This is a genomic window from Paenarthrobacter sp. OM7 (assembly GCF_029873575.1).
Classification (GTDB): Bacteria; Actinomycetota; Actinomycetes; order Actinomycetales; family Micrococcaceae; genus Arthrobacter.
Genome location: NZ_CP123579.1, coordinates 1,778,857 through 1,805,292 on the forward strand (window position 1 = coordinate 1,778,857; position 26,436 = coordinate 1,805,292).

26 protein-coding genes are annotated in these 26,436 nt (G+C 63.8%); 22 read left to right on the top strand and 4 right to left on the bottom strand.

What is annotated here, in order from left to right; genetic code table 11:
- Positions 1 to 23: 23 nt before the first annotated feature.
- Complete coding sequence (locus tag QEH68_RS08185) at positions 24 to 1,178, bottom strand: pyridoxal phosphate-dependent aminotransferase (RefSeq protein WP_280627642.1); 1,155 nt, start codon at positions 1,176 to 1,178, stop codon at positions 24 to 26.
- 34 nt (positions 1,179 to 1,212) lie between these two features.
- On the opposite strand from QEH68_RS08185, the gene truB reads away from it, so the two are divergent.
- The 8 genes from truB to QEH68_RS08225 all read left to right on the top strand — a co-directional run bounded on the left by truB (position 1,213) and on the right by QEH68_RS08225 (position 8,912).
- Positions 1,213 to 2,142, top strand: coding sequence for a tRNA pseudouridine(55) synthase TruB (gene truB, locus QEH68_RS08190; protein WP_280627643.1), 930 nt, complete (start codon positions 1,213 to 1,215; stop codon positions 2,140 to 2,142).
- A 2-nt stretch (positions 2,143 to 2,144) separates the two neighbouring features.
- Positions 2,145 to 2,498: a hypothetical protein gene (locus QEH68_RS08195; RefSeq protein ID WP_089594379.1), complete on the top strand. Its 354-nt coding sequence runs from the start codon at positions 2,145 to 2,147 to the stop codon at positions 2,496 to 2,498.
- A 2-nt stretch (positions 2,499 to 2,500) separates the two neighbouring features.
- Positions 2,501 to 2,947, top strand: a complete 447-nt coding sequence (locus QEH68_RS08200; protein ID WP_207597008.1) for a hypothetical protein — start codon at positions 2,501 to 2,503, stop codon at positions 2,945 to 2,947.
- Between the two features lie 88 nt (positions 2,948 to 3,035).
- Positions 3,036 to 4,019 carry a bifunctional riboflavin kinase/FAD synthetase gene (locus QEH68_RS08205; RefSeq protein ID WP_280627644.1) on the top strand — a complete coding sequence of 328 codons (984 nt, stop codon included), beginning with the start codon at positions 3,036 to 3,038 and terminating at the stop codon, positions 4,017 to 4,019.
- 159 nt (positions 4,020 to 4,178) lie between these two features.
- Positions 4,179 to 4,448, top strand: a complete 270-nt coding sequence (gene rpsO / locus QEH68_RS08210) for a 30S ribosomal protein S15 (RefSeq protein ID WP_089594382.1) — start codon at positions 4,179 to 4,181, stop codon at positions 4,446 to 4,448.
- A gap of 238 nt (positions 4,449 to 4,686) precedes the next feature.
- Entirely contained in the window at positions 4,687 to 6,939 is a 2,253-nt protein-coding gene (locus tag QEH68_RS08215) for a polyribonucleotide nucleotidyltransferase (protein WP_207597010.1), read from the top strand.
- Positions 6,940 to 7,028: 89 nt separating this feature from the next.
- Entirely contained in the window at positions 7,029 to 8,372 is a 1,344-nt protein-coding gene (locus QEH68_RS08220; RefSeq protein WP_207597011.1) for a pitrilysin family protein, read from the top strand.
- A gap of 78 nt (positions 8,373 to 8,450) precedes the next feature.
- Positions 8,451 to 8,912: a DUF1579 family protein gene (locus QEH68_RS08225; protein WP_280627991.1), complete on the top strand. Its 462-nt coding sequence runs from the start codon at positions 8,451 to 8,453 to the stop codon at positions 8,910 to 8,912.
- A 3-nt stretch (positions 8,913 to 8,915) separates the two neighbouring features.
- Here the strand turns inward: QEH68_RS08225 and QEH68_RS08230 are convergent, their stop codons facing one another.
- Positions 8,916 to 9,182, bottom strand: a complete 267-nt coding sequence (locus QEH68_RS08230) for a MoaD/ThiS family protein (protein ID WP_089594386.1) — start codon at positions 9,180 to 9,182, stop codon at positions 8,916 to 8,918.
- Positions 9,183 to 9,186: 4 nt separating this feature from the next.
- Positions 9,187 to 10,326 carry a GTP 3',8-cyclase MoaA gene (gene moaA / locus QEH68_RS08235; protein ID WP_280627645.1) on the bottom strand — a complete coding sequence of 380 codons (1,140 nt, stop codon included), beginning with the start codon at positions 10,324 to 10,326 and terminating at the stop codon, positions 9,187 to 9,189.
- Positions 10,327 to 10,460: 134 nt separating this feature from the next.
- Between moaA and QEH68_RS08240 the strand changes: the two genes are divergently transcribed.
- The 9 genes from QEH68_RS08240 (at position 10,461) to QEH68_RS08280 (ending at position 18,089) form a co-directional block, all read left to right on the top strand.
- A complete protein-coding gene (locus tag QEH68_RS08240; protein WP_280627646.1) occupies positions 10,461 to 11,228 on the top strand; it encodes a response regulator transcription factor in 768 nt (255 codons plus the stop codon).
- Entirely contained in the window at positions 11,215 to 12,435 is a 1,221-nt protein-coding gene (locus QEH68_RS08245) for a HAMP domain-containing sensor histidine kinase (RefSeq protein ID WP_280627647.1), read from the top strand. Before QEH68_RS08240 ends, QEH68_RS08245 begins: the two co-directional genes overlap by 14 nt.
- Positions 12,432 to 14,039 (top strand): molybdopterin-dependent oxidoreductase, encoded by a 1,608-nt coding sequence (locus QEH68_RS08250; protein ID WP_280627648.1) that lies wholly within the window; start codon positions 12,432 to 12,434, stop codon positions 14,037 to 14,039. The genes QEH68_RS08245 and QEH68_RS08250 overlap by 4 nt, the downstream gene beginning before the upstream one ends.
- A gap of 63 nt (positions 14,040 to 14,102) precedes the next feature.
- Entirely contained in the window at positions 14,103 to 15,323 is a 1,221-nt protein-coding gene (gene glp, locus QEH68_RS08255) for a gephyrin-like molybdotransferase Glp (RefSeq protein WP_280627649.1), read from the top strand.
- Positions 15,311 to 15,847, top strand: coding sequence for a cyclic pyranopterin monophosphate synthase MoaC (gene moaC / locus QEH68_RS08260; protein ID WP_280627650.1), 537 nt, complete (start codon positions 15,311 to 15,313; stop codon positions 15,845 to 15,847). The genes glp and moaC overlap by 13 nt, the downstream gene beginning before the upstream one ends.
- The gene (locus QEH68_RS08265; RefSeq protein WP_280627651.1) at positions 15,844 to 16,341 is read left to right on the top strand and encodes a MogA/MoaB family molybdenum cofactor biosynthesis protein; all 498 of its coding nucleotides are present in this window, start codon (positions 15,844 to 15,846) and stop codon (positions 16,339 to 16,341) included. The genes moaC and QEH68_RS08265 overlap by 4 nt, the downstream gene beginning before the upstream one ends.
- Complete coding sequence (locus QEH68_RS08270) at positions 16,331 to 16,786, top strand: molybdenum cofactor biosynthesis protein MoaE (RefSeq protein WP_089594391.1); 456 nt, start codon at positions 16,331 to 16,333, stop codon at positions 16,784 to 16,786. Before QEH68_RS08265 ends, QEH68_RS08270 begins: the two co-directional genes overlap by 11 nt.
- Before the next feature lie 51 nt (positions 16,787 to 16,837).
- Positions 16,838 to 17,596, top strand: a complete 759-nt coding sequence (gene dapB / locus QEH68_RS08275; RefSeq protein WP_207597020.1) for a 4-hydroxy-tetrahydrodipicolinate reductase — start codon at positions 16,838 to 16,840, stop codon at positions 17,594 to 17,596.
- 4 nt (positions 17,597 to 17,600) lie between these two features.
- Positions 17,601 to 18,089 carry a hypothetical protein gene (locus QEH68_RS08280; RefSeq protein ID WP_207597021.1) on the top strand — a complete coding sequence of 163 codons (489 nt, stop codon included), beginning with the start codon at positions 17,601 to 17,603 and terminating at the stop codon, positions 18,087 to 18,089.
- Here the strand turns inward: QEH68_RS08280 and QEH68_RS08285 are convergent.
- The gene (locus QEH68_RS08285; protein ID WP_280627652.1) at positions 18,065 to 19,300 is read right to left on the bottom strand and encodes a heparan-alpha-glucosaminide N-acetyltransferase domain-containing protein; all 1,236 of its coding nucleotides are present in this window, start codon (positions 19,298 to 19,300) and stop codon (positions 18,065 to 18,067) included. The genes QEH68_RS08280 and QEH68_RS08285 overlap by 25 nt on opposite strands.
- Before the next feature lie 88 nt (positions 19,301 to 19,388).
- On the opposite strand from QEH68_RS08285, the gene QEH68_RS08290 reads away from it, so the two are divergent.
- The 5 genes from QEH68_RS08290 to QEH68_RS08310 all read left to right on the top strand — a co-directional run bounded on the left by QEH68_RS08290 (position 19,389) and on the right by QEH68_RS08310 (position 26,403).
- Positions 19,389 to 19,724 carry a hypothetical protein gene (locus QEH68_RS08290; RefSeq protein ID WP_280627653.1) on the top strand — a complete coding sequence of 112 codons (336 nt, stop codon included), beginning with the start codon at positions 19,389 to 19,391 and terminating at the stop codon, positions 19,722 to 19,724.
- A gap of 96 nt (positions 19,725 to 19,820) precedes the next feature.
- Positions 19,821 to 20,777 carry a carbon-nitrogen hydrolase family protein gene (locus tag QEH68_RS08295; protein WP_280627654.1) on the top strand — a complete coding sequence of 319 codons (957 nt, stop codon included), beginning with the start codon at positions 19,821 to 19,823 and terminating at the stop codon, positions 20,775 to 20,777.
- 58 nt (positions 20,778 to 20,835) lie between these two features.
- A complete protein-coding gene (gene dapA, locus QEH68_RS08300; protein ID WP_089594395.1) occupies positions 20,836 to 21,747 on the top strand; it encodes a 4-hydroxy-tetrahydrodipicolinate synthase in 912 nt (303 codons plus the stop codon).
- A gap of 27 nt (positions 21,748 to 21,774) precedes the next feature.
- Positions 21,775 to 23,466, top strand: coding sequence for a ribonuclease J (locus QEH68_RS08305; RefSeq protein WP_207597024.1), 1,692 nt, complete (start codon positions 21,775 to 21,777; stop codon positions 23,464 to 23,466).
- Between the two features lie 75 nt (positions 23,467 to 23,541).
- The gene (locus QEH68_RS08310; protein WP_207597025.1) at positions 23,542 to 26,403 is read left to right on the top strand and encodes a DNA translocase FtsK; all 2,862 of its coding nucleotides are present in this window, start codon (positions 23,542 to 23,544) and stop codon (positions 26,401 to 26,403) included.
- Positions 26,404 to 26,436: the final 33 nt, after the last annotated feature.

The window sequence follows — 26,436 nt, forward strand, 5'->3', positions numbered from 1 at the left end:
CCGCATCTTGGAGTCCCCGGCAACTAGACCTTGGCTGGGAGCCGGCTGACGCCGTCGAGCAGGTCCTGCTGCCCACCACAGAGGGCAATCCTGATCCATCCTTCACCGATTGAGCCGAATGCCGTTCCCGGCGCGAAGGACACCCCGGCATCAGCGAGGAACTTTCGCACCCAGGTGCGGACATCCCCGTTGGTGACATGGGAGACGTCGGCCCACAAATAGAACGCCCCCTGTGCTCCCAAATACGGAATTCCTTTCCCCGACAACACCGCTGAGGCCGCATCCCGGTTGCTCCGGTAGTGGTCGCGGGCGTGGGAAACATAGTCCTGCGGCCCCGTGAGTGCGGCCAAAGCGGCGTACTGGGAAGGTGATGCGACGCAGGACACGATCGATTCCATGACGTTGTTCATCTTCTGCTCCAGTCCTGGAGGGCAGATCAAGGCACCGATGCGCAGGCCCGTGAGGCCGTAGGTCTTGGACAGCGTCAGGGAGGTGAAAACGCGGGCTTCACCGGGAACGTCGCTGTCGTAGCGGGCCGGGCTGACATGTGGCACATCGAACGTGAAGGCCTCATAGCACTCGTCCGAAATGATCCAGAGGTCATGCCGCACTGCCAGCTCCACGAGATGGCGCGTGGCGTCTTCACTGATGACCGCGCCCAAAGGGTTGGAGGGGGAGTTCAACATCAGCACCTTGGTCCGTGGTGTGATGAGTGCTTCGATGTCCTCGATGTGGGGCTGGAAGTCGTTCTTCGGGTACAGCGGGTACTGGACCGGCACTGCGTGCAGGAGGCGGCTGGTCATGGCGAACGTGGGGTACCCGGGGTTGGGAATAAGGATCTCGTCGCCCGGAGCGAGCAGGAGGCTCATGGCGAAGTGCAGGCCCTGCTGCGTGCCGTCCACCACATAGACCCGCTCCGCCCCGATCTGCACGTGCTGCTGTTCGCGGAAGCGCGCTGCGAAGGCTTCACGGAGCGCGGGAATCCCGGCGTTCGGTGTGTAATTGGTCTCATCCCGGTCCAGGCAGGCAATACCGGCGTCCAGGACGTGCCGCGGCAGTGCAAAGCCCGGCTCGCCGATGCTGAGGACGATCGCTCCGGGGGTTGCCCAGGCGGCTTCGGTGATTTCCCGGATCTGGTTCACGGGGACGTCGCGGACATGTGTGGCAAGCTCAGGCATGGGAGCCATCCTAGCCACCCATATACTGGTAAGCGTGCTTTCTGGACTGGTAATCGTTGACAAACCGCAGGGATGGACCAGCCATGATGTGGTTGGCCGGATGCGGCGGCTGGCTGGTACCCGGAAAGTGGGGCATGCGGGAACGCTGGATCCCATGGCCACCGGCGTGCTGGTACTCGGCATCAACAAGGCTACGCGCCTGTTGACCTACATCGTGGGCACTTCCAAGACCTACACCGCCACCATCAGGCTGGGCGAAACCACCATCACCGATGACGCTGAGGGCGAAGTCACCGAATCCCGCACGGCCGCGGAGGTCACCGATGACGCCATCGCCGCCGGGGTTGCCGCGCTGACAGGACCCATCCAGCAGGTTCCCAGCAGCGTCAGCGCCATCAAAGTCAACGGCGAACGTTCCTACGCCCGCGTCCGCTCCGGCGAGGAAGTCAAGCTCGCCGCCCGCCCGGTCACCATTCACCGCTTCGATGTCCACTCCATAACTAGGATCGACGGCGGCAGGGTAGTTGACGTTGATGTCACCGTGGAATGTTCTTCCGGCACGTACATCAGGGCGTTGGCCCGAGACCTCGGCAACGGGCTGGGCGTCGGGGGGCACCTCACTGCCCTGCGCAGGACCCAGGTAGGTCCGTACACCCTTGACCAGGCCCGCACCTTGGAGGAGCTGGCAGAAGAACTCAACGTGCTGGAGATGTCCTTGGCGGCCAGGGCCCTCATGCCCAACCGGGAGCTCAGCGAAGAAGAAACCACGGAGATCTCCTTTGGCCGCCGTATTGCTGCCGGCCCCGGGGCAGGTACGTCCACGGCCGCTACGGCAGAGAACCCCGCAGCCGCGTTCGCGCCGTCGGGTGAGCTGGTAGCACTGCTGGCGGACGCCGGCAGCTTTGCGAAGCCGGTGTTGGTCTTCGCTCCGGGAACTGGGTCCGGAACCGGGCAGGGGCAATAACCATGGACGGATATTTTTACGCCATCCTGATCGTCGGATTGGTGTCCACCATCATGTGCCTCGTGGCAGGCCTGATGAAGAAAGCCCCGAACGATCCCACCATCTTCTCCGTGCTCGCCGTTGAACTGGTCCTCCTGGTGTATCTGGTGGGTTCGATCGTTCGTGTGGCCATGGGTGAGCAGATTGCCGGTGAGGCCTGGGAATTCTGGGGGTACCTGGTCACGGCCCTGATGATCCCGTTGGGTGCTGTTTACTGGGCCATCCTTGAACGAACCCGCTGGAGCAACTTTGTCCTGGCCGCAGTGGGGGTCACCGTGCTCGTTATGGGTGCCCGCATGAACCAGATCTGGTACTGACCTTGAAGGAAGAACACGACGTGACTGGAACCGAGACCAACCCGGCAAACCCGCAGCAGAAGGACACCCGCAATACTGGTCCGGGCCGCCTGCTGATCGCGGTCTATGCGGTCTTCGCATTGTCGGCAACGGCGCGTGCGGGCTACCAGATCGCCACCAAGTTTGCCGAAGCTCCCTTGGCGCACATCCTTTCTGCCTTCGCCGCCGTTGTGTACATCGTGGCCACCATTTCGTTGGCCAAGCCCGGCCGCACCTGGTTCAAGGTTTCCCTTGCGGCGGTGCTGACGGAACTTGTGGGTGTGCTGGTGGTGGGGGCCATCAGCCTGTTCGATCCCGTCGCCTTCCCGCACGACACCGTCTGGTCGCTGTTCGGACGCGGTTATGGATTTGTCCCCTTGGTCCTGCCGGTCCTCGGGCTCCTGTGGCTCAACAAACGCAGACCGTCCTGAGCCAGCTGCCCTGGCGGGTAACCTTAGAATGTTCCGGCGCCGGAAGGTTGCCGGGCGGAACGAATATCTGCAGTAAAAGGCGAGGTTGATGGTCCACATCTGGAACGATCCCACTGAAGTCCCCAGGGACTTCGGAGCTACTGTCGTCACCATCGGAAACTTTGACGGTGTCCATCGCGGACACCAGCATGTCCTGGCGCAACTGACTGATACCGCCAAGCGGCACAACATCCCGTCGGTAGCAGTGACCTTTGATCCCCACCCCGCCCAGGTCCACAGGCCGGATTCTGCCCCGGAATTGATCATGGGGCTCCAAGACAAGCTGGAAGCCCTGGCGGACACCGGCGTCGATGCCGTACTGGTCATGAAGTACACCCTGGACCTGGCGGCCATGACGCCGCTGGAGTTTGTGCGCGAGGTCCTCTTGGACGGGCTGCACGCCGCTCACCTGGTGGTGGGCCATGACCTCCGTTTCGGCGCGGGCAATGCCGGCGATGTCCTCACCATGCAGGAGCTGGGGGACCAGCTCGGTTTCAGTGTTCAGGTAGTTAATGAGTACGGCGCGGGAGGCTTCCCTGTCCACGACGACGGCGATACCGACCGCCGTTGTTCCTCCACCTGGGTGCGGGAAGCTTTGTCTGAGGGAGACGTCGTGACTGCCGCCGCGGTATTGGGCCGGCCCCACCGCATGCGCGGGGAAGTCGTCCATGGCGCCGCCCGTGGCCGTGACCTCGGATTCCCCACCGCCAACCTTTCCCACGATTCCACGGGCTATGTTCCTGCGGACGGAATTTATGCCGGCTGGTTGATCGACCAGTCCGGAACCCGGTGGCCCGCTGCGATTTCCGTGGGTTCCAACCCCACGTTCGATGGCGTCAGCCGTCAGGTGGAAGCCCATGTGATCGATCGTCCCGAGGAAAATGTGGAGGACTTCGACCTCTACGGCCAAACCGTAGCCGTTGAATTCACCCAGCGCCTCCGCGGCATGGTGGCGTACCGGGGACCCGAGGCATTGGTTGAGCAAATGTGCCTGGATGTCGCCCAGGCGCACAAGCTCCTGGGCCAGAGCTAAGCGCATTTCGACAACACTGCCGGCCTGCCGGTAAACTGATGAGTGGATCCGGCTGCAGTCCGTGGCGGCTGGACCTGTTTTTGTGTGCGGTGACGCACCAAAGGCAACCCGTCAGCGAGGCGCTGGACCGGGAGGCACGGCACAACTCTAGGAGTTCACGTGGCACTTGAAGCCGCTGTAAAGCAGTCCATCATCAAGGAATACGCAACCTCTGAAGGCGACACCGGTTCGCCCGAGGTACAGGTTGCAGTCCTGACCCAGCGGATCAAGGATCTGACTGAGCACATGAAGGAGCACAAGCACGACTTCCACACCCAGCGCGGTCTGCTGGCCATGGTTGGTCGTCGCAAGCGCATGCTTTCCTACCTGAAGAACACCGACATCGCCCGCTACCGTGCGCTCATCGAGCGCCTCGGCCTGCGTCGCTAGTCTGACTTTAGGGACGGCCCGGTCCCTCGTGGAACGGGCCGTCTTCTTCACCAACAACTAAAAACAGGAATCAACCGCATCGCGCATTCGCGGTCCTCGGTAGTGATTCCCGGGAACAATCGGTGACGATTGCCCCGTGGATCTCGATCGATGACCGGGTGTCGTACAGGCCAGGAATAAAGAAGAGGCCTGGGTTGATGCGGCGGACTTCCGCTAACAGAAACGGAGGTGACTCTCTATGGAGGGTCCCGAAATCCAGTTCTCCGAAGCCATTATCGACAACGGTCGTTTCGGCAAGCGCGTCATTCGCTTCGAAACCGGCCGCCTTGCCAAGCAGGCAGCCGGCGCTTCGATGGTCTACATCGACGAAGACACCGCCTTGCTGTCCGCAACCACCGCAGGCAAGCAGCCGCGCGAAGGTTTCGACTTCTTCCCGCTGACGGTTGACGTTGAAGAGCGCATGTATGCTGCCGGCCGTATCCCGGGCTCGTTCTTCCGTCGCGAAGGCCGCCCGTCCACCGAAGCCATCCTGGCTTGCCGCCTCATGGACCGTCCGCTGCGCCCGGCCTTCGTCAAGGGCCTGCGCAACGAAGTCCAGATCGTGGTCACCGTCCTGGCGATCAACCCCGATGAGCTCTACGACGTCGTCGCCATCAACGCATCTTCGATGTCCACGCAGCTGTCCGGCCTCCCGTTCTCCGGCCCGATCGGTGGCGTCCGCGTCGCCCTCATCGCTGACGAACAGGGTTCGCAGTGGGTTGCTTTCCCCAAGCACTCCCAGCTTGAGAACGCCGTCTTCAACATGGTTGTAGCCGGCCGCATCACGGGTGACGACGTCGCCATCATGATGGTTGAAGCCGAAGCCACGGACAACTCCTGGAACCTCATCAAGGAACAGGGCGCCACAGCCCCCACCGAAGAGGTTGTCTCCGAGGGCCTCGAGGCTGCAAAGCCGTTCATCAAGGCACTCTGTGAAGCACAGGCGGACCTGGCTGCACGCGCGGCCAAGCCCACCGTCGAGTTCCCCGTGTTCCTGGACTACCAGGACGATGTTTACGCCGCTGTTGAGGCCGCTGCTGCCGACAAGCTGGCTGCCGTCTTCCAGATCGCTGACAAGCAGGACCGCGACACTGCCTCTGACGAACTCAAGGACGAAGTCCTGGGTGCGCTTGCCGGTAACTTCGAAGGCCGCGAGAAGGAACTGTCCGCAGCTTTCCGCTCGGTCACCAAGCAGGTTGTGCGCCAGCGCATCCTCAAGGACCAGATCCGCATCGACGGCCGTGGCCTGACGGACATCCGCCAGCTCACCGCCGAGGTAGAGGTTCTGCCCCGCGTCCACGGTTCGGCCATCTTCGAGCGCGGCGAGACCCAGATCATGGGTGTCACCACACTGAACATGCTCAAGATGGAGCAGCAGATCGACTCGTTGTCGCCGGTAACGCGCAAGCGCTACATGCACAACTACAACTTCCCGCCGTACTCCACCGGTGAGACCGGCCGCGTCGGTTCCCCGAAGCGCCGCGAAATCGGCCACGGTGCTCTTGCAGAGCGCGCCCTGGTTCCGGTTCTGCCGACGCGTGAAGAGTTCCCCTACGCCATCCGCCAGGTATCCGAGGCCCTCAGCTCCAACGGCTCGACGTCCATGGGCTCTGTCTGTGCTTCGACGCTTTCCATGCTCAACGCCGGTGTGCCGTTGAAGGCAGCAGTTGCCGGTATCGCCATGGGCCTGGTTTCCGACCAGGTTGACGGCCAGACCCGCTATGCAGCGCTGACCGACATCCTCGGCGCCGAAGACGCTTTCGGCGACATGGACTTCAAGGTTGCCGGTACGTCCGAGTTCGTCACGGCCATCCAGCTGGACACCAAGCTCGACGGCATCCCCGCTTCCGTGCTGGCTGCAGCACTGAAGCAGGCCCGCGAAGCCCGCCTCCACATCCTCGAGGTCATCAACGCAGCGATCGACACCCCGGATGAGCTCTCCGAGTTCGCTCCGCGCGTCATCGCCGTCAAGATCCCCGTGGACAAGATCGGCGAGGTCATTGGCCCCAAGGGCAAGATGATCAACCAGATCCAGGAAGACACGGGCGCGGACATCTCCATCGAGGATGACGGCACGGTCTACATCGGCGCTACCAACGGTCCGTCTGCCGATGCAGCACGTTCCGCCATCAACGCCATCGCCAACCCGCAGGTCCCGGAAATCGGTGAGCGCTACTTGGGCACGGTCGTCAAGACCACCACCTTCGGCGCCTTCGTTTCCTTGACCCCGGGCAAGGACGGCCTGCTGCACATCTCCGAGCTCCGCAAGCTGGCCAACGGCAAGCGCGTGGACAACGTTGATGACGTAGTCTCCGTGGGCCAGAAGGTCCAGGTCGAGATCACCAAGATCGATGACCGCGGCAAGCTTTCCCTCTCCCCGGTTGTTGCCGAGGAAGACGGCGCAGCTGCCGAGGACGCTCCGGCTGAGGCCGCTGAAGAGTCCGCAGAGTAGTCTGTAAGCAGTACACCCGGCGGGGCCGGTGGGCTTGTAAAAGCTCCACCGGCCCTTCCGGCCTTAACCCGAAAACCTGAAAGGCCTTGATGACTGTCGTACCCCTGCCGCTGGAGCAGACTCTTCCCGGCGGCGAACTGATCCATGGTGCCGAGGGCGGTTCCGTCGTACGGCGCTCGGTCCTTCCCGGCGGCGTGCGCGTCCTGACCGAGGCAATGCCCGGCCAGCGTTCGGCCACCATAGGGTTCTGGGTGGCAGTGGGTTCGCGCGATGAAGCGGACGGCCAGCACGGTTCCACGCACTTCCTTGAGCATTTGCTGTTCAAAGGCACCAAGCGCCGCACCGCTTTGGAGATCGCGTCGGCTTTTGACGAGGTGGGCGGCGAATCAAACGCTGCCACCGCGAAGGAAAGCACCTGTTACTTTGCCAGGGTCCTGGACACAGACCTGCCCATGGCCATCGATGTCATTGCCGACATGATCACCGGCGCCGTCCTGGATCCTGCTGAACTGGAGCAGGAGCGCGATGTCATCCTTGAGGAAATCGCCATGGACAGCGATGACCCGACGGATGTTGCCCACGAGAAATTCGTGGAGGCCGTCCTCGGCAACCACCCCCTGGCCCGTCCCATTGGTGGAACCCCTGACGCCATCAAGGCTGTGGCAAGGGACGCGGTCTGGGAACACTACCAGCGCTATTACCGCCCGGAGGAATTGGTCATCACCGCTGCCGGCGGCTTGGACCACGACGTCGTCTGTGACCTTGTCCTCGATGCCCTGACGGCCGCGGGCTGGAAGCTTGACACCCAGGCAGCCCCGGTCAACCGCCGCGGTACCGATCGCGCCGTCATCAGCGGAACGTCCGGCCTCCATGTGGTCAAGCGCCCCGTGGAGCAAGCCAACATCATCATGGGCTGCCCCACGATCGTGGCAACCGATGACCGACGATTCGTTATGAGCGTGCTCAACGCTGTCCTGGGTGGCGGCATGTCCTCCAGGCTGTTCCAGGAAATCCGCGAGAAGCGGGGCCTGGTCTACTCCACCTACTCCTTCACTGCGGCTTACGCTGACGCCGGCTATTTCGGAATGTACGCTGGCTGCACGCCGTCCAAGGTCCGCCAGGTACTGGACCTCCTGGGCGTCGAGCTGGAGAAGCTTGCCAAGGAGGGCATCACAGAAGAAGAACTCCGTAAAGCCGTAGGCCAACTCAGTGGGGGAATCGTCCTGGCCCTGGAAGATACGGGATCACGGATGTCCCGGCTGGGCCGGGCAGAGTTGGTTTCCGGAGAATTCCAGGACATCGACGAAACCCTTGCCCGGATCCAGGCCGTCACGGTGGAAGAAGTGCAGGACCTGGCCCGCGAACTCGCAGCTGCACCGCGAACCATTACCGTGGTGGGTCCTTTCGAGGAAACCGAGACTTTCGGACTCTAGGCCTCTGGACGCACGCACTGTCAACAGGGCAGCATGATCACACGGTGATGATGCTGCCCTGACGACTTTGGAGACATGATGGATCTGCCCTCGAGCGGCCTGGCCGCGGAGCTGTTGCAGGACTTCATCGGTCACTGGCGGGGCATCACGGAGATTGCCGCGTCGCCGTGGGGGAGTGCCCGGACGGCTGAAGCGGAAGTGGTTTTCACCAAGGCCGCCGGCGGGTATGCCGTCGTCCAGAGCTACCGGCACCGCGAGGCGGACGGCACGCACTTCGAAGGGCATGGCATGTTCACTGTGGACCGGGATCACGGGGACACTCTTTGGTACTACGTAGACAGCCTGGGGAGGTCGCCGGCCAGCCCGGTCAGGGGAGCGTGGAATGCAGGCACCCTGACATTGGACAGGAGGACTGCCGACGGCGTTGCCCGGCACACCTTCCGCGTCGAGGACGGGGTCCTGGTGCACACGGCCGATCTACGGCTGGAAGGAACACCGGACTACAGTCCGTTGCTGAGGAGCGTCTTCCGTAAGGCCTGAGCCTCAGCCTCCGGCGAACGGCGGCAGGACATCGATGACGTCCTGGGCTCCCAGCGGCGCTGAACGGTCCCGCACAGCTACCTCGTTGCGCAGGAAACTGCTCCGTGCCACGATCCGGTCCAGCGTCGGGGTGCCTTCGGGAGGCAGCGGACGTTCGACGGCGAGTGCGGCTTCCAGCAACGCTTCCAGGCTGGTGCCTTCCGGGAGGACGTGACGTTCTTCTTCGACACCGGCCGCCGCGCGTGCGGCAGCGAAGTAGCGGACAAGCAAGGTTTCAGCCTCCGATTGCGCTCATGCTGCGGTCCGGCTGGACAAAGTCCGCTGCGCCGAGACCTGTGTGGTCCATGCCGTGGGCTTTAGGTTTGACCCACATGGCGTCTTGCCACCGCGATGCCAGTTCGTGATCCGTGGCCCCGCCGCGAAGCAGGCCCAGGAGGTCGAATTCTTCGCGGGAGAAGAGGCAACTCATGATCTTGCCCTCGGCCGTGATGCGGGTTCGGCGGCAGTCGGCGCAGAACGGTTCGGTGACCGAGGCGATAATGCCGACTGTACCGAGGACTGGGCCCGCAGCTTCACCGGAAGCCGTGTCCCGGCGTCGTACTTCAAATCGTTCGGCCGGGGCGCCGTCCCGTTCGCGGGGGTCGTGCGCCAGCACAAAGTCGCGGGAGAGCAGATCCCGGATCTCGGCGGCAGTGATCATGTTGCGACGGGTCCACCCGTGATCGGCGTCCAGCGGCATTTGTTCGATGAAGCGAAGCTCGTAGCCGCGGCCCAAGGCCCAGGCGAGCAAGTCCGGCGATTCGGCGTCGTTGATCCCGCGCATCAGCACGGCATTCAACTTGACCGGCCCAAGGCCGGCCGCCCAAGCGGCATCAACGCCGGCCAGGACGCGATCCAGGAACGGCCGGCGCGTGAGTTTGGTAAAGGTTTCCTCGTGCAGGGAATCGAGCGAGACATTGATGCGGGTGAGGCCCGCAGCCTTCAGCGCCGCCGCCTTTTTGTCCAGGCCAACACCGTTGGTGGTCATGGAGATCGGGAGGTCCGGGTGGTCGCTGCGGATGTCGGAAATGATGTCCACCAGGTCGGCGCGGACCAAGGGTTCGCCGCCGGTGAGGCGCAGTTCCCGCACGCCCAAGGCGTTGACCCCGATCCGGACGATCCGGACAATTTCGTCCCTGGTCATCACGGCTTGTTTCGAGAGCCATTCCAACCCCTCGGCCGGCATGCAGTATGTACAGCGCAGGTTGCATTTGTCCGTCAGGGACAGCCGCATGTCCGTAGCCCGCCGGCCATAGCGGTCCCACAGGCCCGCAGGCGTTCCTGCCGGGCGCGGCGGCGGTACCGCGATGCCACTTTCCTTGCTGCCCGCGGGGCCACCCGGAGGGGGCACCGGCATTCCCAGCTGAACACTCATAAATTCAGGCTACGCCACCGTGGCAGGATCAGTGACACCGATTACAGTCATACAGTTCTTACGGATTGCATACGCTTGCGCCGCGGATGCCTGAATCACGTGCCGGGGACCGCCGGCAAACCTATGCTGAAAGCGTGACCACACCTACGGCATCATCAGCGGAACCAGGGAATCGCCGCATCCTCCTGGTGGAAGACGAACAGACCATCGCCGATGTGGTCCGCGACTACCTGCTGCAAGCGGGCTTTCAGGTAGACATGGCGGGTGACGGATTTACCGCCCTTCAGGTGGCAGCGGACCGCAAACCCGACCTGGTGATCCTGGACCGCATGCTGCCTGGTTTGGACGGCGTGGAGGTGTGCCGCCGGCTCCGCCAGACCATGAGCGTACCGGTGATCATGGTTACGGCTTTGGGCACCGAAGATGACCGGATCCTCGGCCTGGAGATGGGCGCTGACGATTACGTGACCAAGCCCTTCTCACCGCGCGAGCTGGTGCTCCGGGTGAAATCGGTGCTCAGGCGAAGCATTAAGGAGTTCACGCCGGAACCACCAGTGGAAGCCGCGGGTCTCGAACTCGATCCTGCGTCCCGGACAGTAACGCATCACGGAGTTCCGTTGGCCTTGACGGTGCGCGAATTCGATCTCCTGGCTTTCCTGATGCGGCGGCCACGCCAGGTTTTCAGCCGCGAGGAACTCATCAAGGCCGTCTGGGGCTGGGACTTCGGCGATCTCTCAACAGTCACAGTGCACGTGCGTCGCCTGCGGGAAAAGATTGAAGCCAACCCCACCAAGCCTGAGTTGCTCAAGACGGTCTGGGGTGTGGGGTACCGCTTCGATTCCGCCTCCGGCAACGCGCCGGAGCACTCCGGCGGCGGGGAGCGTGGCCATGGAGGGCAGTGAGCTGTGGACCATCCTGGCTTGGGTCTTGTTCTGGGCCGTCCTCATCGGCGCCGCAACCTTGTTCAGCCTGCGACTGCTGCGTCGGGCGTCGGTCCTGGCACAGATCTGCCTGGTGGTCGTCGCTACGGTTGCGGTCCTGGTGGCCGGCATGGTCAGTGCGTTCAATGCCATGTTCATCTCTGCCAGGGACCTGGAAGTCATGTGGTACATCCTCGCCGTGGCATCAGCAGTAGCTGTTGCCTTGTCACTCATGCTGGGCGCGGGCGTGTCACGTAACGCTGCCCGGTTGGTGGTTGCCGCGCGGCGCCTGGGCCGGGGGGAGACCTTGGACCACGCCGGGGAGGGGCGGGGCAGTGCTCCCGCCATGACGTCCGAACTTGCCGAACTGGCCAAGGAACTTGAGGCCAGCAGCCGCAGCCTCGCCGAGTCACGGGAACGTGAAGCCGCCATTGAGACGGCCCGGCGGGAATTGGTGTCGTGGATATCGCATGATCTCCGGACCCCCTTGGCCAGCATGCGCGCCATGACCGAGGCACTTGAAGACGGTATGGCGTCCGATGTGCCGGGCTATTACCGGAAGATCATCGGACAGACGGAGCAGATGACCGCCATGGTCAATGATCTCCTGGAGTTGTCCAAGATCCAGGCCGGCACTCTCCGTCTCCGTGCTGAACCACTGGACCTTTACGATCTTGTCAGCGATGCGTTGTCCGATCTCGCACCTTTGGCCGCTCAACGCGGCATCACGCTCGACGGCGGCGGCGACCGTGAGTGCATGGCCGTCGCCGATGGCCCCAGCCTCGCCCGGGCCGTGCGGAACATCCTCCTCAACGCCATTATCTACAGCCGGCCGGACACTGAGGTCCACGTCAGCGTCGGACGCGACGGGCTGGGGCACCACGGCGGAAATGCAGTGGTCGCAGTGCAGGACCAGTGTGGTGGCATCCGGAACGAGGACCTACCGCATCTGTTCGAGACGGGCTGGCAGAAAGACCCCGCCCGGGGCACCACTGATGGACTGCAGGGCAGATACAGTGGCGCGGGCATCGGACTGAGCATGGTGGCCGGCATCGTCAAGGCCCACGGCGGATCAGTCACTGTGGAAAACGTCGACGGCGGCTGTCGCTTTGCGTTGTCCCTTCCGGCGGGATCCGTCCCGGCCACGTCCGGGATTTCAGCCGACGAACGCGCGGGAGGCGCATCATGAGTACGCACAAAAGTGTGGACAGGCCGGAAACCCGCGCCTCCACCCGGTCACGCGGCCGGCTCAGCCTACGTCGGTGGCCTGCCGCGGCAGGTGTAGCGTCGGGCGGTGCTGGGATTGCTGCCGGCGAACTGACCGCAGGCATGCTGAGCCCGTTGGTTTCCCCTGTCACGGCCCTGGGCGGAGCTGTGATTGATGCAGTGCCCCCCGGAGTGAAGGACCTGGCCGTGCAGTTGTTCGGCACAGCGGACAAGATCGTGTTGATTGCATCCATCGGTCTCGTCGCGGGATTGTTGGCCGCGCTGGCCGGCGTTCTGGAGCATCGCCGCGCCGGCTGGGGACTGGCGCTGGCTGGGGTGGCCGGAGCAGCTGGACTGACCGCCGTCGTCACGCGTGCCCAAGCAAGCCCGCAGGCGGCCTTGGCCCCGATCGTCGCTGCGGTCGTCACGATGCTGCTGTTGCGCACCCTCATCCGGCGGCTCGTCACGTGGGCACCCGAGGCAGCAAATCAGGAACTTCAAGGGCATGATCCCGCACCCCTGGCACGGCGGAGTTTCCTCAACGCCCTCGCTGGCACCTCCCTCGCCGCCGTCGTGGCCGGAACCGTCACTGCGGTCCTCACCCGGGCCACGGCCGTGGCGTCAGGTTTCCGCAGTTCCATGACGCTCCCGGAACCCGTGATCCCACCGCAGGCAATACCCGCCGGCGCCTCGCTTCCCGTGGACGGCATCAGCCCCCTGGTGACCCCCAACTCCGATTTCTACAGAATCGATACGGCACTGACGGTACCGGCCATCGACCCGCCGGCGTGGAGGCTGAAGGTCACCGGATTGGTGGACCGGGAGATCGAGATCGACTTTGCCACGCTCCTCGCCAAACCCATGATCGAACGGCATGTCACCATCGCCTGCGTATCCAACAACGTCGGCGGCGACCTCATAGGCAATGCGCTCTGGCTGGGATGGCCCATCCGCGAACTCCTTGCCATGGCCGGTCCCAAAGCCGGCGCAGACATGGTGCTGTCCACCAGCAACGACGGGTGGACGGCCAGCACACCTTTGGAGGCCCTCACCGACGACCGCGACGCCCTGTTGGCCGTCGGCATGAACGGCGAACCGCTCCCGCTGGAACACGGCTTCCCGGTGCGGATGATCGTGCCAGGGCTGTACGGATTTGTCTCCGCCACCAAATGGCTCACCGAACTGAAAGTCACCCGCTTCGCGGACCACACCGCGTACTGGACCCCCAGGGGCTGGAGCGACCACGGACCCATCAAGACGCAGTCACGCATCGACGTTCCCCGCAGCGGCAGGACGGTCCAGCCGGGCACAGTGCAGTTCGGAGGTGTGGCTTGGGCCCAGCACCGGGGCATCAGCCGCGTTGAGCTCCGCGTCAACCGCGGACCCTGGAAGCAGGCCACTCTTGCGAGCGGGATTTCCACGGACACCTGGTATCAATGGCAACTGGGCCTCGATCTCACCCCCGGGGATTACGAAGTGCAGGTCCGGGCCACCGATACCACCGGCCAGCCGCAGACCGAGGAAAAGGCACCCGTGGCTCCGGATGGCGCCACGGGCTATCACACCATCAGCGTCAAGGTGGGCTAAGGCCCTAGTCTGGGTACGTCCGGAGAAATTCCGGAAGCCAGCGTGTCACAACAGGAGGTTGTCGTGCCCAGATCAGTTGCAACCCATCGCCAGGCAGTGGTGGAACTGCTGGCCGGCACTGCCACCACCAAGGGAAACCACCGCGTGCCGTTGCTCGACGCACTGGGAAAGCCGCTCGCCGTCGATGTCCATGCGCCGCTCTCGCTGCCGCCGTTCGCCAACTCCCAGATGGACGGCTTTGCCGTCCGGTCACATGACATTCCCGACGACGGCGGGCAGCTCCGGGTGGCAGCTCCCGTCCCGGCAGGTGCGACACCAACAGCGCTGAAGGCCGGCTACGCCGCCCCCATCATGACCGGAGCCATGATTCCAGAGGGCGCCGACGCCGTCGTACCCATCGAGAAAGCGAGCCCCAGTACCTTTCCAGACCCCACCACCATTGATGCCGTCGTCAACCTTCCCGCGGTGGCTCCCGGTGCTTATGTGCGGAACAGCGGCAGCGACATCCACAGGGGAGCCCTGGCCCTGGCAGCAGGCACCCTGCTGGGACCGGCCCAGCTTGGCCTGCTGGCAGCCATGGGCCTGTCAACAGTTGAGGTCCCTGAACCTCTGCGTGTCCTCCTGGTCACCACGGGAGACGAGGTAGTGGAACCAGGGGAAGAACTCACGCCCGGCAAGATCTTCGACTCCAACGGAACGCTGCTTGAAGCGTCCATGCGCCAGGCAAACCTGGACGTTGTTCGTACGGGCATCTCGGACGACGACCCTGCACACCTCCTGGCCGTCCTTCACCATCACACCCGGGAATCGGACCGTCCCGTGGATGTCATTGTCACCACTGGGGGAGTAAGCAAGGGCGCCTACGAGGTGGTGCGCCAGGCGATGGCCGGCCAGCCCGTTGATTTCCTCCCCGTTGCAATGCAGCCGGGCGGGCCGCAGGGCCTGGGAACCTTCAACGGCATTCCCTTCCTCGGATTTCCCGGCAACCCTGTCAGCTGCCTCGTCTCCTTTGAGATGTTCCTCCGGCCCGCCCTGTCGGAGGTTATGGGAACTCCGGCTCCACGACCCGTACGGACGGTACGCCTTGCCGAACCCCTGACCTCTCCCGAGGGCAAACACCAGGTCCGGCGTGGCTCGGTGGCCGGGGACGGCATGCTCCGTATGGAAGGCGGCGCCGGCTCACACCTGGTGCACGCCCTTGCCCGTGCCAACGCGTTGGTCCAGATCCCAGGCAACGTCACGGAACTCACCGCAGGAGCCGAAGTGGAAGTATGGATGCTGTGAATGAAACTCCCGGGACAACAGAACACGGCGGCGGCCTGACGCACCTACGGCACGACGGCACTGCGCAGATGGTGGATGTCTCCGCGAAGGCAGTGACCACACGCGAAGCCACCGCCACGGCAACCGTCCGGACAACCCCGGACGTGATGGCCCTCTTGGGTGCCGGTGAGCTGCCCAAAGGCGACGCGCTCGCCGTGGCACGGGTAGCAGGCATCATGGCGGCAAAGAAGACGCCGGAGCTGATCCCGTTGTGCCATCCGCTGCCTATTTCCAAGGTCACCGTGGATTTCCATTTGGGCGCCGGCTCGGTGGACATCCTGGCAACCGTCAAGACCAAGGGCGTGACCGGCGTTGAAATGGAAGCCCTGACGGCGGCATCGGTAGCGGCACTGAGTGTCTACGACATGATCAAGGCCGTGGACAAGCACGCCGTGCTGACCGACATCCGCGTGCTTGCCAAGACTGGCGGCAAGAGCGGCGACTGGGACGTCTCAGGGGAACCGGTCCAGGAGGCCGGCGAATGAGTGCTTGCGAGCCGAACAGCCTGCGGAAGGCCGGAGTCGTGATTGCCTCCACCCGGGCTGCTGCCGGAATCTACGCCGATGAGACGGGGCCCATCATCCTCGATTGGCTCAATGAGCACGGCTTTGAGACGTTCCCCACTATGGTGGTGCCGGACGGGGAGCCAGTGGGGGCTGCCCTCAGGGCGCTCCTGACCCAGGACCCCGCGGTCGTCATCACCAGCGGCGGAACGGGCCTGAGCCCGGATGACAAGACGCCGGAGATGACCTTGCCGCTCTTGGACCGCGAAATTCCCGGCATCATGGAAGCAATCCGGCGCGCAGGCGCCGCGAAGACGCCCATGGCCATGCTGAGCCGCGGCCACGCCGGAGCTGCGGGAACGACGTTCATCATCAATCTGCCGGGATCCCCGAAAGGCGTTATGGATGGATTGGCTGTCCTGGACCCAGTGATCGGGCACTTGTGCGAACAAATGGAAGGTAGCCATGGGCACTGAAACAGATTTCGAAGTAGTCAGCGCTGTCCTCAGCGCGGAACCCATCTCGGTGGACCAAGCCATCGCGGCGGTCGAATCGGACACCGCCGGGGCTGTGGTCAGCTTCAGCGGCGTGGTCCGGAACCACGATTCCGGCAAGGCTGTGGACCGGCTCAGTTACAGCGCCCATCCCACGGCGCACCAGGTCATGTCCGACGTCGTGGCCCAATTGGTGGCTGAGCATTCAGGCGAAGCCGACCAACCCGTCCGCATCTGGGCCGCGCACCGCATCGGGATGCTGGAGATCGGTGACCCGGCCCTTGTCTGTGCTGTCGCGGCGGCCCACCGGGGACAGGCGTTTGCCGTCTGTTCCGAGCTGGTGGACAGGGTCAAAGCGCAGGTTCCCATTTGGAAGGAACAGTTCTTCACCGACGGCACCGTCGAGTGGGTTGGCGCGGGGGAGTAGGCCTGAGTCACGGTTCCTGCCGGGCCCCGGCCCGGCGGTAGGGTTAACGGCATGACCGAACAACTTGCTGTTGCAGTGCTGGGCGCCCACGGGCGCATGGGAATTGAAGCCGTGAAAGCTGTGGAAGCAGCCGATGACATGAAGCTTGTAGCCGCCCTGGGTCGCGGCGATTCCCTGGAAACCCTGCTCGACGCCGGCGCACAGTACGTTGTTGACCTCACGGTCCCGGACACCACAGAGACCAACGTCCGGTTTGCCGTAGAGCATGGCATCCATGCTGTTGTCGGTACCACTGGTTGGAATGCCGACAGGCTGGAGTCCCTCCGTGCATTGCTGGAGCAGAAGCCGGACACCGGCGTCCTGATCGCCCCGAACTTTGCCCTGGGGTCCGTGCTGGCCTCCGCTTTCGCGGCCAAAGCCTCACAGTATTTTGAGTCCGTCGAGATCATCGAGCTGCACCACCCGAACAAGGTGGACGCACCATCCGGCACGGCGGTGCGTACGGCGCAGCTGATCGCTGATGCACGGCAGGCAGCCGGAGTTCCGGCAAGCCCGGACGCCACTGAAACGTCGTTGGACGGAGCCAGGGGCTGTGACGTGGAGGGTGTCCGCGTCCATAGTGTGCGGCTCCGCGGTTTGGTAGCCCACCAGGAGGTCCTTTTCGGCGGTCCGGGTGAGCAGTTGACGTTGCGCCATGACTCCTTCGACCGGGCTTCCTTTATGCCTGGTGTCCTGCTGGGATTGCGTAAAGTCTCAACGCACCCCGGCCTCACGGTTGGCCTGGACGGCTACCTGGACCTGGGGCTCTAGGTCCATGGGCAATTTCTGGACTTCCTTGAAGAAGAACCGCACCAAGATCTGGGTCGGCGCCATCACCCTGCTGTTGGTGCTCTACCTGGTGGTGTCCGTCCAACGCTCGTTCCTCCTCCTCGGTGACCCCAACCTGGTAGCGAAGGGCATTGGAGCGGCCTATCTGGTCCTGCCCATCGTCGGTGCGTGGGCGCTCATCCGCGAGCTCCTGTTTGGCGCCCGCACCGAGCAGATGGCCAAGGTCCTGGAAGCCGAAGGCGGTTTGCCCGAGGACACCCTGCCCCGAACGCCCGGCGGGCGGATTGTCCGGGCGGCCGCGGATGCGGAGTTCGAGAAGTACCGGGCCGAGGCCGAGGCGGCGCCGGAGGATTGGCGTTCCTGGTTCCGGCTGAGTTGCGCCTATGACGCCTCGGGGGACCGCAAGCGCGCCAGGGCATCAATGCGCGACGCCGTGAAGCTGTTCCGCTCTCAGCCCACCGCTGCGGGACGGTAGCTGCCCAGCTTCGACGCCGTATGGGCAACCCACTCCAGCGGTCCGCGGCGCCGGAGCAAGGCGAAACACACGCCGATTGCCACTGCACACAGTGCCTGGGTCCAGTACATGCCCTCTTCTGTCCACCCTGCGGGCAGTGGCTGGTTGGTGAACCCCGAAACCACCCATACATGGGCCGAATAGAGGCTGAGCGTCATGGCTCCGGGCCCGCTGAGCACTATCAGGATATTGACCTTGATACGGTCGGCCACGGTACCCAGCAGCAGGAAGAAACCCACCACTGCGGCAGCCGTTCCGCTGGTGTGCAGCAGGTCCAGCGTGGTCCCTGCATGGGGGGATGCTGTGGCCAACCACCACCACGAACCGGTCTGCTCCAGCCCGGTCAGATTAACCTGAAGCATGCTTTCCAGCGGGTACCCGCGGGTGCCGGGAAGTGCCTCCAGCGCGGCCCGGCCGCCCCATGCTTCCAGGGCAAGGAACCCTCCCAGCTTTGCCGCAGCAGCCACAGTGGTTCCGCCGATTAGGAGCAGGAACTGCACCTTCGCGGTCGTGAGCGCCAACCTGCCGAGCACCAGTCCGATCAGCAGATATGAGATCCACTGGAACACCGGGTAGTAACCAGTGAAGAAGAGGTCTGCGAGGAGGCGTGCCGGCGTCCCCAGGTCCTCGCCGTTGGGGTTGTGACCCAGTTGCAGGGGAGGTGCGGCGTCCAACAGCAAGGGCCGGACCAGGTAAGCCAGCAGCGGAGACAACAGCACCCAGCCCGCCGCCGAGAAACACAGTGCCTTGACCTGAAGGCCAAGGAATGGCAGGACGCACAGGAAAAGCACGGCGTAATGCACCAGGATGACGGCGACATTGACGTCCAGCCCTCCCAAAGTGAGGCCGACCACCGCAATGACCAAGGCTCGCATGGCGACCCCGCCTCTCGCGGCCCGGAGATCGTTGCCTGTGCGAGGTTCCTGCCGGCCCGTACTCAGCGCCAATCCAATGCCGGCAAGGACAGCGAAGAGTGCCGCAGACCGCCCCGAAAATACCAATCCCACGAAGGTCGGCTCCCACGCCGGGGAGGGCCCGAACGTCGGTAGGAGGTGCGTGGACATCATGCCAAGCAACGCTGCACCCCTGGCAGCGTCGATCCCAGTGAGCCGGGAGGAGACCTGGCCGCCGTCGCGCGCTTTCCGCGGGGGCGCAGTCTCTTGCGAAGTCATGCTGCGATCGTCTCACAGCCAACTGTGAGCCGGGCCGACGGCAGAGCCAGGTCTTGTGTTCGAATATATGTTCGAATAACATGGCAGGATGAACGATGTCCCCACGCCACCCGAAGGTCTCGCCGGACCCATGAAAGCAATGAGCCCCGGCGTCGTCGACTTCCTCTTCAGGCAACTCGTGGCGGGCGAACCCCCTGAGGACACCCAGTGGCGCCGAGAAGGAACAGTGCTGGCCGAGCAGCCGCCCGGAGCTGAACTTGCCCGGCGGCTATCCGAGGCGGACCTGGATTCCCTGACGCCGTTGGAACTGTTCGAGTACGTTCGCGCTTCCCAGCGCCTGGTCACCTGGGCTGAACACCTCAAGGAGCGGGCCGTGGCGCACTATTGCTCGGATCAACCTGCGCGGACGCCTGGGCCGGCCTAGCCAGTCGGGGTCTGACTGGAGTGAGAGGGCCCCGTGGCTCCACGCCCCGGCCTGTCCTGCAACATCCCGAGGTTACCTCCGGAATAGGATGGGCTGGTGATTCCGACGCCCCCGCAAGTCCCCACCCAAAGGCCGGCCCGTCCCCTGGATGTCACGTCCGTGGAGAGCCCGTTTGGCGTTACCGCGCCCGCAGGGGCCGGGTTCGTTGAAGCAAGGCCTCACCCAGGGGAAGAACCGCATGACCCGGCAGTGCTTCGCGCGGCCGTTGTTCAATATGAAGCGCTGCTGCCAGGCGTCGGGGGAGCGGCCGTGGAGGCAAACGTCGCGGCCCATGTGAGGCTGGTGGCGGAGGCTTGCAACCGTGGCGCACGTTTGGTGCTTTTTCCTGAACTCTCCTTGACCGGGTACGAACTCACTGCATTCAAAGTCCCCGCCGGAGCAGGACAGCCTTCGCCGGGCAGTCAGCCTTCGCCGTGGTTAACCGAAGGCGACCCGCGGCTCCACCCCCTCCAGGATGTCTGTGCCCGCACCAGGACGGTGGCCGTCGTCGGGGCAGGCTGGCGGGAGGCGGATCAGACACCCAGGTTGGCCTCGCTTATCGTCGGCTGTGACGGATCGGTGAAACCTGTCTTCAAAACTCATCTGCATGGGCCGGAGCGGGAGCTTTTTGTCCCTGGAAGCGGTCCGGCGGTGCTTGATGTCGACGGATGGCGGGTTGCCTTTGCGGTCTGTGCTGACGCCGCGCATCCTGCCCACGCCGGTGCCGCGGCGGCAGCGGAGGCTGATGTGTATGCAGTGTCTGCGCTGTACACGCGGGGCGAGGAACTTAGGCTCGGACTGCATTTGGGCGCCCGTTCCATGGACCACCGGATGTTCGGATTATTGGCGAACCTTGGAGGAGAAACGCCCTTGGGCCCCTCCTGCGGTCTCAGTGGAGCGTGGGGTCCCGACGGTGCTGCCCTGGTCCGGGTGGCGGGCACCGGGACGGAAGTCACCATGGTGTCGTTGGACTGGTCCCGTCTTGGCGCCTACAGATCCTCAACCGGGGCATGAGGACCATCACGCGGAACCCATTCTTGTAACAAGCCCGCGACAGGGTAACGTTTTTCTTATGTCTGACTTGCGCGCCCACACTCCCGCCCTTGGTACCCTCCTGACCGCGATGGTCACCCCGTTCACCGAGGACGGCAAGGTGGACTACGACCAAGCCGCTGTACTGGCAGAGAAGCTTGTCCAGGATGGTTGCGATGGGCTCGTTGTTACCGGCACCACCGGAGAGACCTCAACCCTCACGGACGACGAAAACCTTGGTATGTTCCGGGCGGTCAAAGAAGCCGTCGGCGGCAAGGCTGCCATCATTGCCGGAACCGGCACCAACGACACCGCACACTCGGTGCACCTTTCCCAGCGGGCTGCCGAGGTTGGCGTGGATGGTCTCCTGATCGTCACGCCCTACTACAACAAGCCCAGCCAGGCAGGCGTCCGGGCGCACTTCGAGACCATTGCCTCGTCAACGGATCTGCCCGTCATGCTCTACGACATCCCAGGCCGCTCCTCCATTGCGATTGCTCCTGAGACCATGATCGGCCTGGCCAAGCACCAGAACATCGTGGCGGTCAAGGACGCCAAGGCAGATTTTGCCGCCGCTACCCGGGTCATGGCTGAGACTGACCTGGTTTTCTATTCCGGTGATGACGGATTGACCCTCCAGTGGATGGCGCTCGGCGCCGTCGGCCTGGTGGGCGTCACCACCCACGTGGCCACGCGTCGCTTCCGCGAGCTGATCGACGCTGTTAACGCCAGCGACCTCGCCACTGCGAGGGCCATCAACTTTGAACTGGAACCCGTCATTCGCGCAACCATGACGCGGGTCCAAGGCGCAGTAGCCGCCAAGCAGATTCTCAAGTGGCAGGGAGTCCTGCCCAACTCGGTTGTCCGTTTGCCCCTCGTGGAGCCGGACGCAGCCGAGATCGACATCATCCGCGGGGATTTGGCGGAAGCCGGTATGGACTTCAACGTCTAGGCCGGTTCCGCCGGAAAGAAGCACAATATGACCCAAACCGCCCTTCCCGGACTGGTTACGCCGCCGAAACTGCCGAAAGGCACGCTGCGGATTGTTCCGCTCGGTGGCCTGGGAGAGATCGGCCGCAACATGGCCGTCTTCGAAATCGACGGCAAGCTGCTGGTCGTTGACTGTGGCGTGCTCTTCCCTGAAGAGACCCAGCCCGGCGTAGACCTCATCCTGCCCGATTTCTCCTACATCGAAGACAGGCTGCAGGACGTAGTTGGCGTCGTGCTGACGCACGGTCACGAGGACCACATCGGTGCGGTTCCCTACCTGTTGCGCCTTAAGGCCGATATTCCACTGATCGGGTCCCAGCTCACCCTGGCCCTGGTGGAAGCAAAGCTCCAGGAACACCGGATCAAGCCGTACACCCTCACCGTCACCGAGGGCCAAGTGGAGCAATTCGGCCCGTTCGAGTGCGAGTTCATTGCCGTGAACCACTCAATCCCTGATGCCCTGGCCGTTTTCATCCGGACCGAGGGTGGCACGGTCCTGCACACCGGCGACTTCAAGATGGACCAGTTGCCGCTGGATGGCCGCATCACCGACCTCCGTCACTTCGCCCGGTTGGGCGAAGAGGGCGTGGACCTGTTCATGGCCGACTCCACCAACGCGGACGTCCCTGGGTTCACCACGGCCGAAAAGGAAATTGGTCCCACTTTGGACCGCCTGTTCGGCCAAGCAAAGAAGCGCCTCATCGTCGCGTCGTTCTCGTCCCATGTTCACCGTGTCCAGCAGGTCCTTGATGCCGCAGAGAAGCATGGCCGCAAGGTCGCTTTCGTTGGACGCTCCATGGTGCGCAACATGGCCATCGCCGCCAAACTGGGGTATCTCGATGTGCCGGCCGGAATTTTGGTGGACATCAAGAACATCGACAACATGCCCGATGACCGCGTGGTCCTGATGTCCACTGGTTCCCAGGGCGAGCCGATGGCTGCCCTGTCCCGGATGGCCAACGGCGACCACCGCGTAGTGGTTGGACCCGGCGACACCGTCATTCTGGCCTCCAGCCTGATTCCCGGCAACGAGAATGCCGTGTTCCGCATCATCAACGGACTCCTCAAACTCGGCGCGGACGTAATCCATAAGGGCACTGCGAAGGTCCACGTCTCCGGGCACGCAGCGGCAGGGGAGCTCCTGTACTGCTACAACATCCTTGAGCCGCTCAACGCCATGCCTGTGCACGGCGAAACCCGTCACCTTATTGCCAATGGCAACATCGCGCGGGAATCCGGTGTTCCGTCCGAGGGCATCATCCTGAGCGACAACGGCACAGTGATCGACCTGAAGGACCACAAAGCAAACATCGTTGGCCAAGTAGAGGTCGGATTCGTCTACGTGGACGGTTCCAGCGTGGGTGAGATCACCGACGCCGACTTGAAGGACCGTCGCATCCTCGGGGACGAGGGCTTCATTTCCATCATCACGGTCATCAACCGCACTACCGGCAAGATCGTGTCGGGACCGGAAATCCATGCCCGTGGTGTTGCTGAGGATGATTCGGTCTTCGACGAGATCATCCCCAAGATCAACGCCGCGCTGGAAGACGCTGTGCTTAATCACGCAGACCATACCAACCATCAGCTGCAGCAGGTGGTGCGCAGGATCATCGGCACGTGGGTCAACCGCAAGCTCCGCCGCCGTCCCATGATCATTCCGGTGGTCCTTGAGGCATAGCCCCACGGCAACATGCACACCCAAGGGGGCCTGAAATCCGCGGATTTCAGGCCCCCTTGGGGTACCGTGGCAGTTATGGCGACCCGTACTACCTCCACGCCACGAGGCAGCTCCAGCAGTAAATCCGGCGGCACAGGCCGGAGCGCAGCCACATCCAAAACCAGCGCCGCCGCAGGCAAGAGCGGGCGTGGAAGCACTGCCCGCACCAAGCAGGCGGCCGCCGTCGAGCCCCAGGCTCCGCTGCCCCTGCGTATGCTTTCAGGTTTTTGGCAGGGGATCGGCCATGTGGTCGGTGCCGGCGTCCGCCGCATTGGGTACGATGTCAGCGATCTCGATCCCGCGGATCGCCGTGACGGCGCAGCCCTTTTCAACCTGGTGTTGGGCATCGCGATTGCCACTTTCGCATGGTGGGGCCTGACGGGGTGGCTCCCGGACGTCGTCTACAGCGTGGTCAACGGGACGTTTGGCTGGATGACCCTGATCCTGCCTTTCATGCTTTTTGTTTGTGCCTTCCGGTTGTTCCGGAAACCCCAGGACGGCCGCGGCAACAACCGTGTGGGCATTGGCTTTATGATCATGACCCTGGCCGGATCGGGTTTGGCCCACGTCATTGGCGGCCTGCCCACCGTGGCCGATGGGTTCGATGGCCTTCGCAGGGCAGGCGGCATGCTGGGATTCCTCGCCGCCGCCCCCCTGGCCGCAATCCATGGTGCAGTACCGGTGGTCCTCTACAGCTTGTTGGCCTTCGTCTCTTTCCTGATCGTCACTGCAACCCCGTTCGGCGCCATTCCCTCCCGCATCCGGGGTGCCTATGAGCACCTTATGGGTGTGGACCTCATGGACGGCTCCGGCAAGGACGCCCACGACCGCAGCTATCTCTACGAAAACGACGCACCGGCCAAGCCCAAGAAGAAGCGCATGCGCTTCTTCGGCAAGGACGAGGAGCCCGAGGCAGGCCTGGAGGGCTACGTCGGGGACGAAGCTTTCGAACATGCAATAGTCGACGACGACGCTCCCGCCTCGCCGGAACCGCGCGTTCCGCCGGGGGTGCGCCGCCCAACCCAGGCGGAGATCGCCGTCGGGAAGATCAAGGCAGCCCAGGGCTTGGGGGCTGCACCCGGCATTGACAACCCCACCGAAGCCATTCCGGTCATCAGTCCTGCCATGACCGTGCCAGCGCCCACCGTTGCCCAGGTCCCCGCGAAGCCTGCCGGTGCGCCGCTGCCGCAAACGCCGATTCCACAACGTACGGAGCAGTTGTCCCTCGCCGGGGACGTCACCTACACCCTGCCGGCCTCCGACTACCTGACGCCGGGCTCCATTCCGAAGGAGCGTACAGAGGCCAATGACGCCGTCGTCGCCGCCTTGACGGACACCTTGACACAATTCAACGTGGACGCAGCCGTGACTGGCTTCAGCCGTGGTCCCACCGTGACGCGCTACGAGATCGAGCTGTCTCCCGGTACCAAGGTGGAGCGCGTTACCGCGCTGTCGAAGAATATTTCCTACGCGGTCGCATCGAGCGATGTCCGCATCCTGAGCCCCATCCCCGGCAAATCGGCCATCGGTATCGAGATTCCCAACACGGACCGCGAAACGGTTTCGCTGGGCGACGTTCTGCGGAGCCAGAACGCCCGCCGGACAGACCACCCCATGGTCATGGGTGTTGGCAAGGACGTCGAGGGCGGCTACGTGGTGGCCAACCTGGCAAAGATGCCCCACCTGCTGGTGGCTGGGGCCACTGGTGCCGGTAAGTCGAGCTTCGTGAACTCCATGATCACCTCCATCCTCATGCGTGCCACCCCGGATGAAGTCCGCATGGTCATGGTGGACCCCAAGCGCGTGGAGCTCACTGCGTACGAAGGCGTCCCGCACCTCATCACGCCCATCATCACCAATCCCAAAAAGGCCGCGGAGGCCCTGCAATGGGTGGTCCGGGAGATGGACGCCCGCTACGACGACCTCGCCAACTACGGTTACAAACACATCGACGACTTCAACAAGGCTGTCCGTGCCGGCAAAGTGGTGCCGCCCGTGGACTCCAAACGGATCATCAAGCCCTACCCTTACCTTCTGGTGATCGTGGATGAACTCGCCGACCTCATGATGGTGGCCCCGCGCGACGTCGAAGACTCGATCGTCCGCATCACCCAGCTCGCCCGTGCTGCCGGTATCCACCTGGTCCTGGCCACCCAGCGCCCGTCCGTGGATGTGGTTACTGGCCTGATCAAGGCGAACGTGCCGTCCCGCATGGCCTTCGCAACCTCATCCGTGACGGACTCCCGTGTTGTGCTGGACCAGCCTGGGGCGGAGAAGCTTATTGGCCAGGGTGACGCGCTTTTCCTGCCGATGGGTGCGTCGAAGGCAATGCGTGTCCAGGGTGCTTGGGTGACGGAATCCGAGATCCACAAGGTGGTGGAGCACGTCAAGGGACAGCTCCAGGCTGTCTACCGCGACGACGTTGCTGCCGAGGCCCCCAAGAAGCAGATCGACGACGACATCGGAGACGACCTCGAGGTCTTGTTGCAGGCCACCGAGTTGGTGGTGACCACCCAATTCGGCTCCACGTCGATGTTGCAGCGCAAGCTCCGGGTGGGCTTCGCCAAGGCCGGGCGGCTTATGGACCTCCTCGAATCCCGCGGAGTGGTGGGTCCCTCGGAAGGCTCGAAGGCCCGCGATGTCCTGGTCAAGCCGGACGACCTCGCGGCCGTCCTGGCAGCGATGAAGGGCCAGGAATCACCCGCTGCACCCGACGCCCACACGGCGGCCCTGAGCGACAACGCGAACTCGAACATCGCCGTCGGCGGTTATGCGGAGGACCTCGTGCAGGCGGACCTGGACAACCGGACGCAGGCCATTGAGTACCACGATGGCGCTGACGGCCCAGATGACGACGACGAAGGCGGCGAGGACGCCTGGTCGTTGACGGGGCGCTAGCTTCAAAGGCGTCAGCCCAAAGACGGTAGCCTA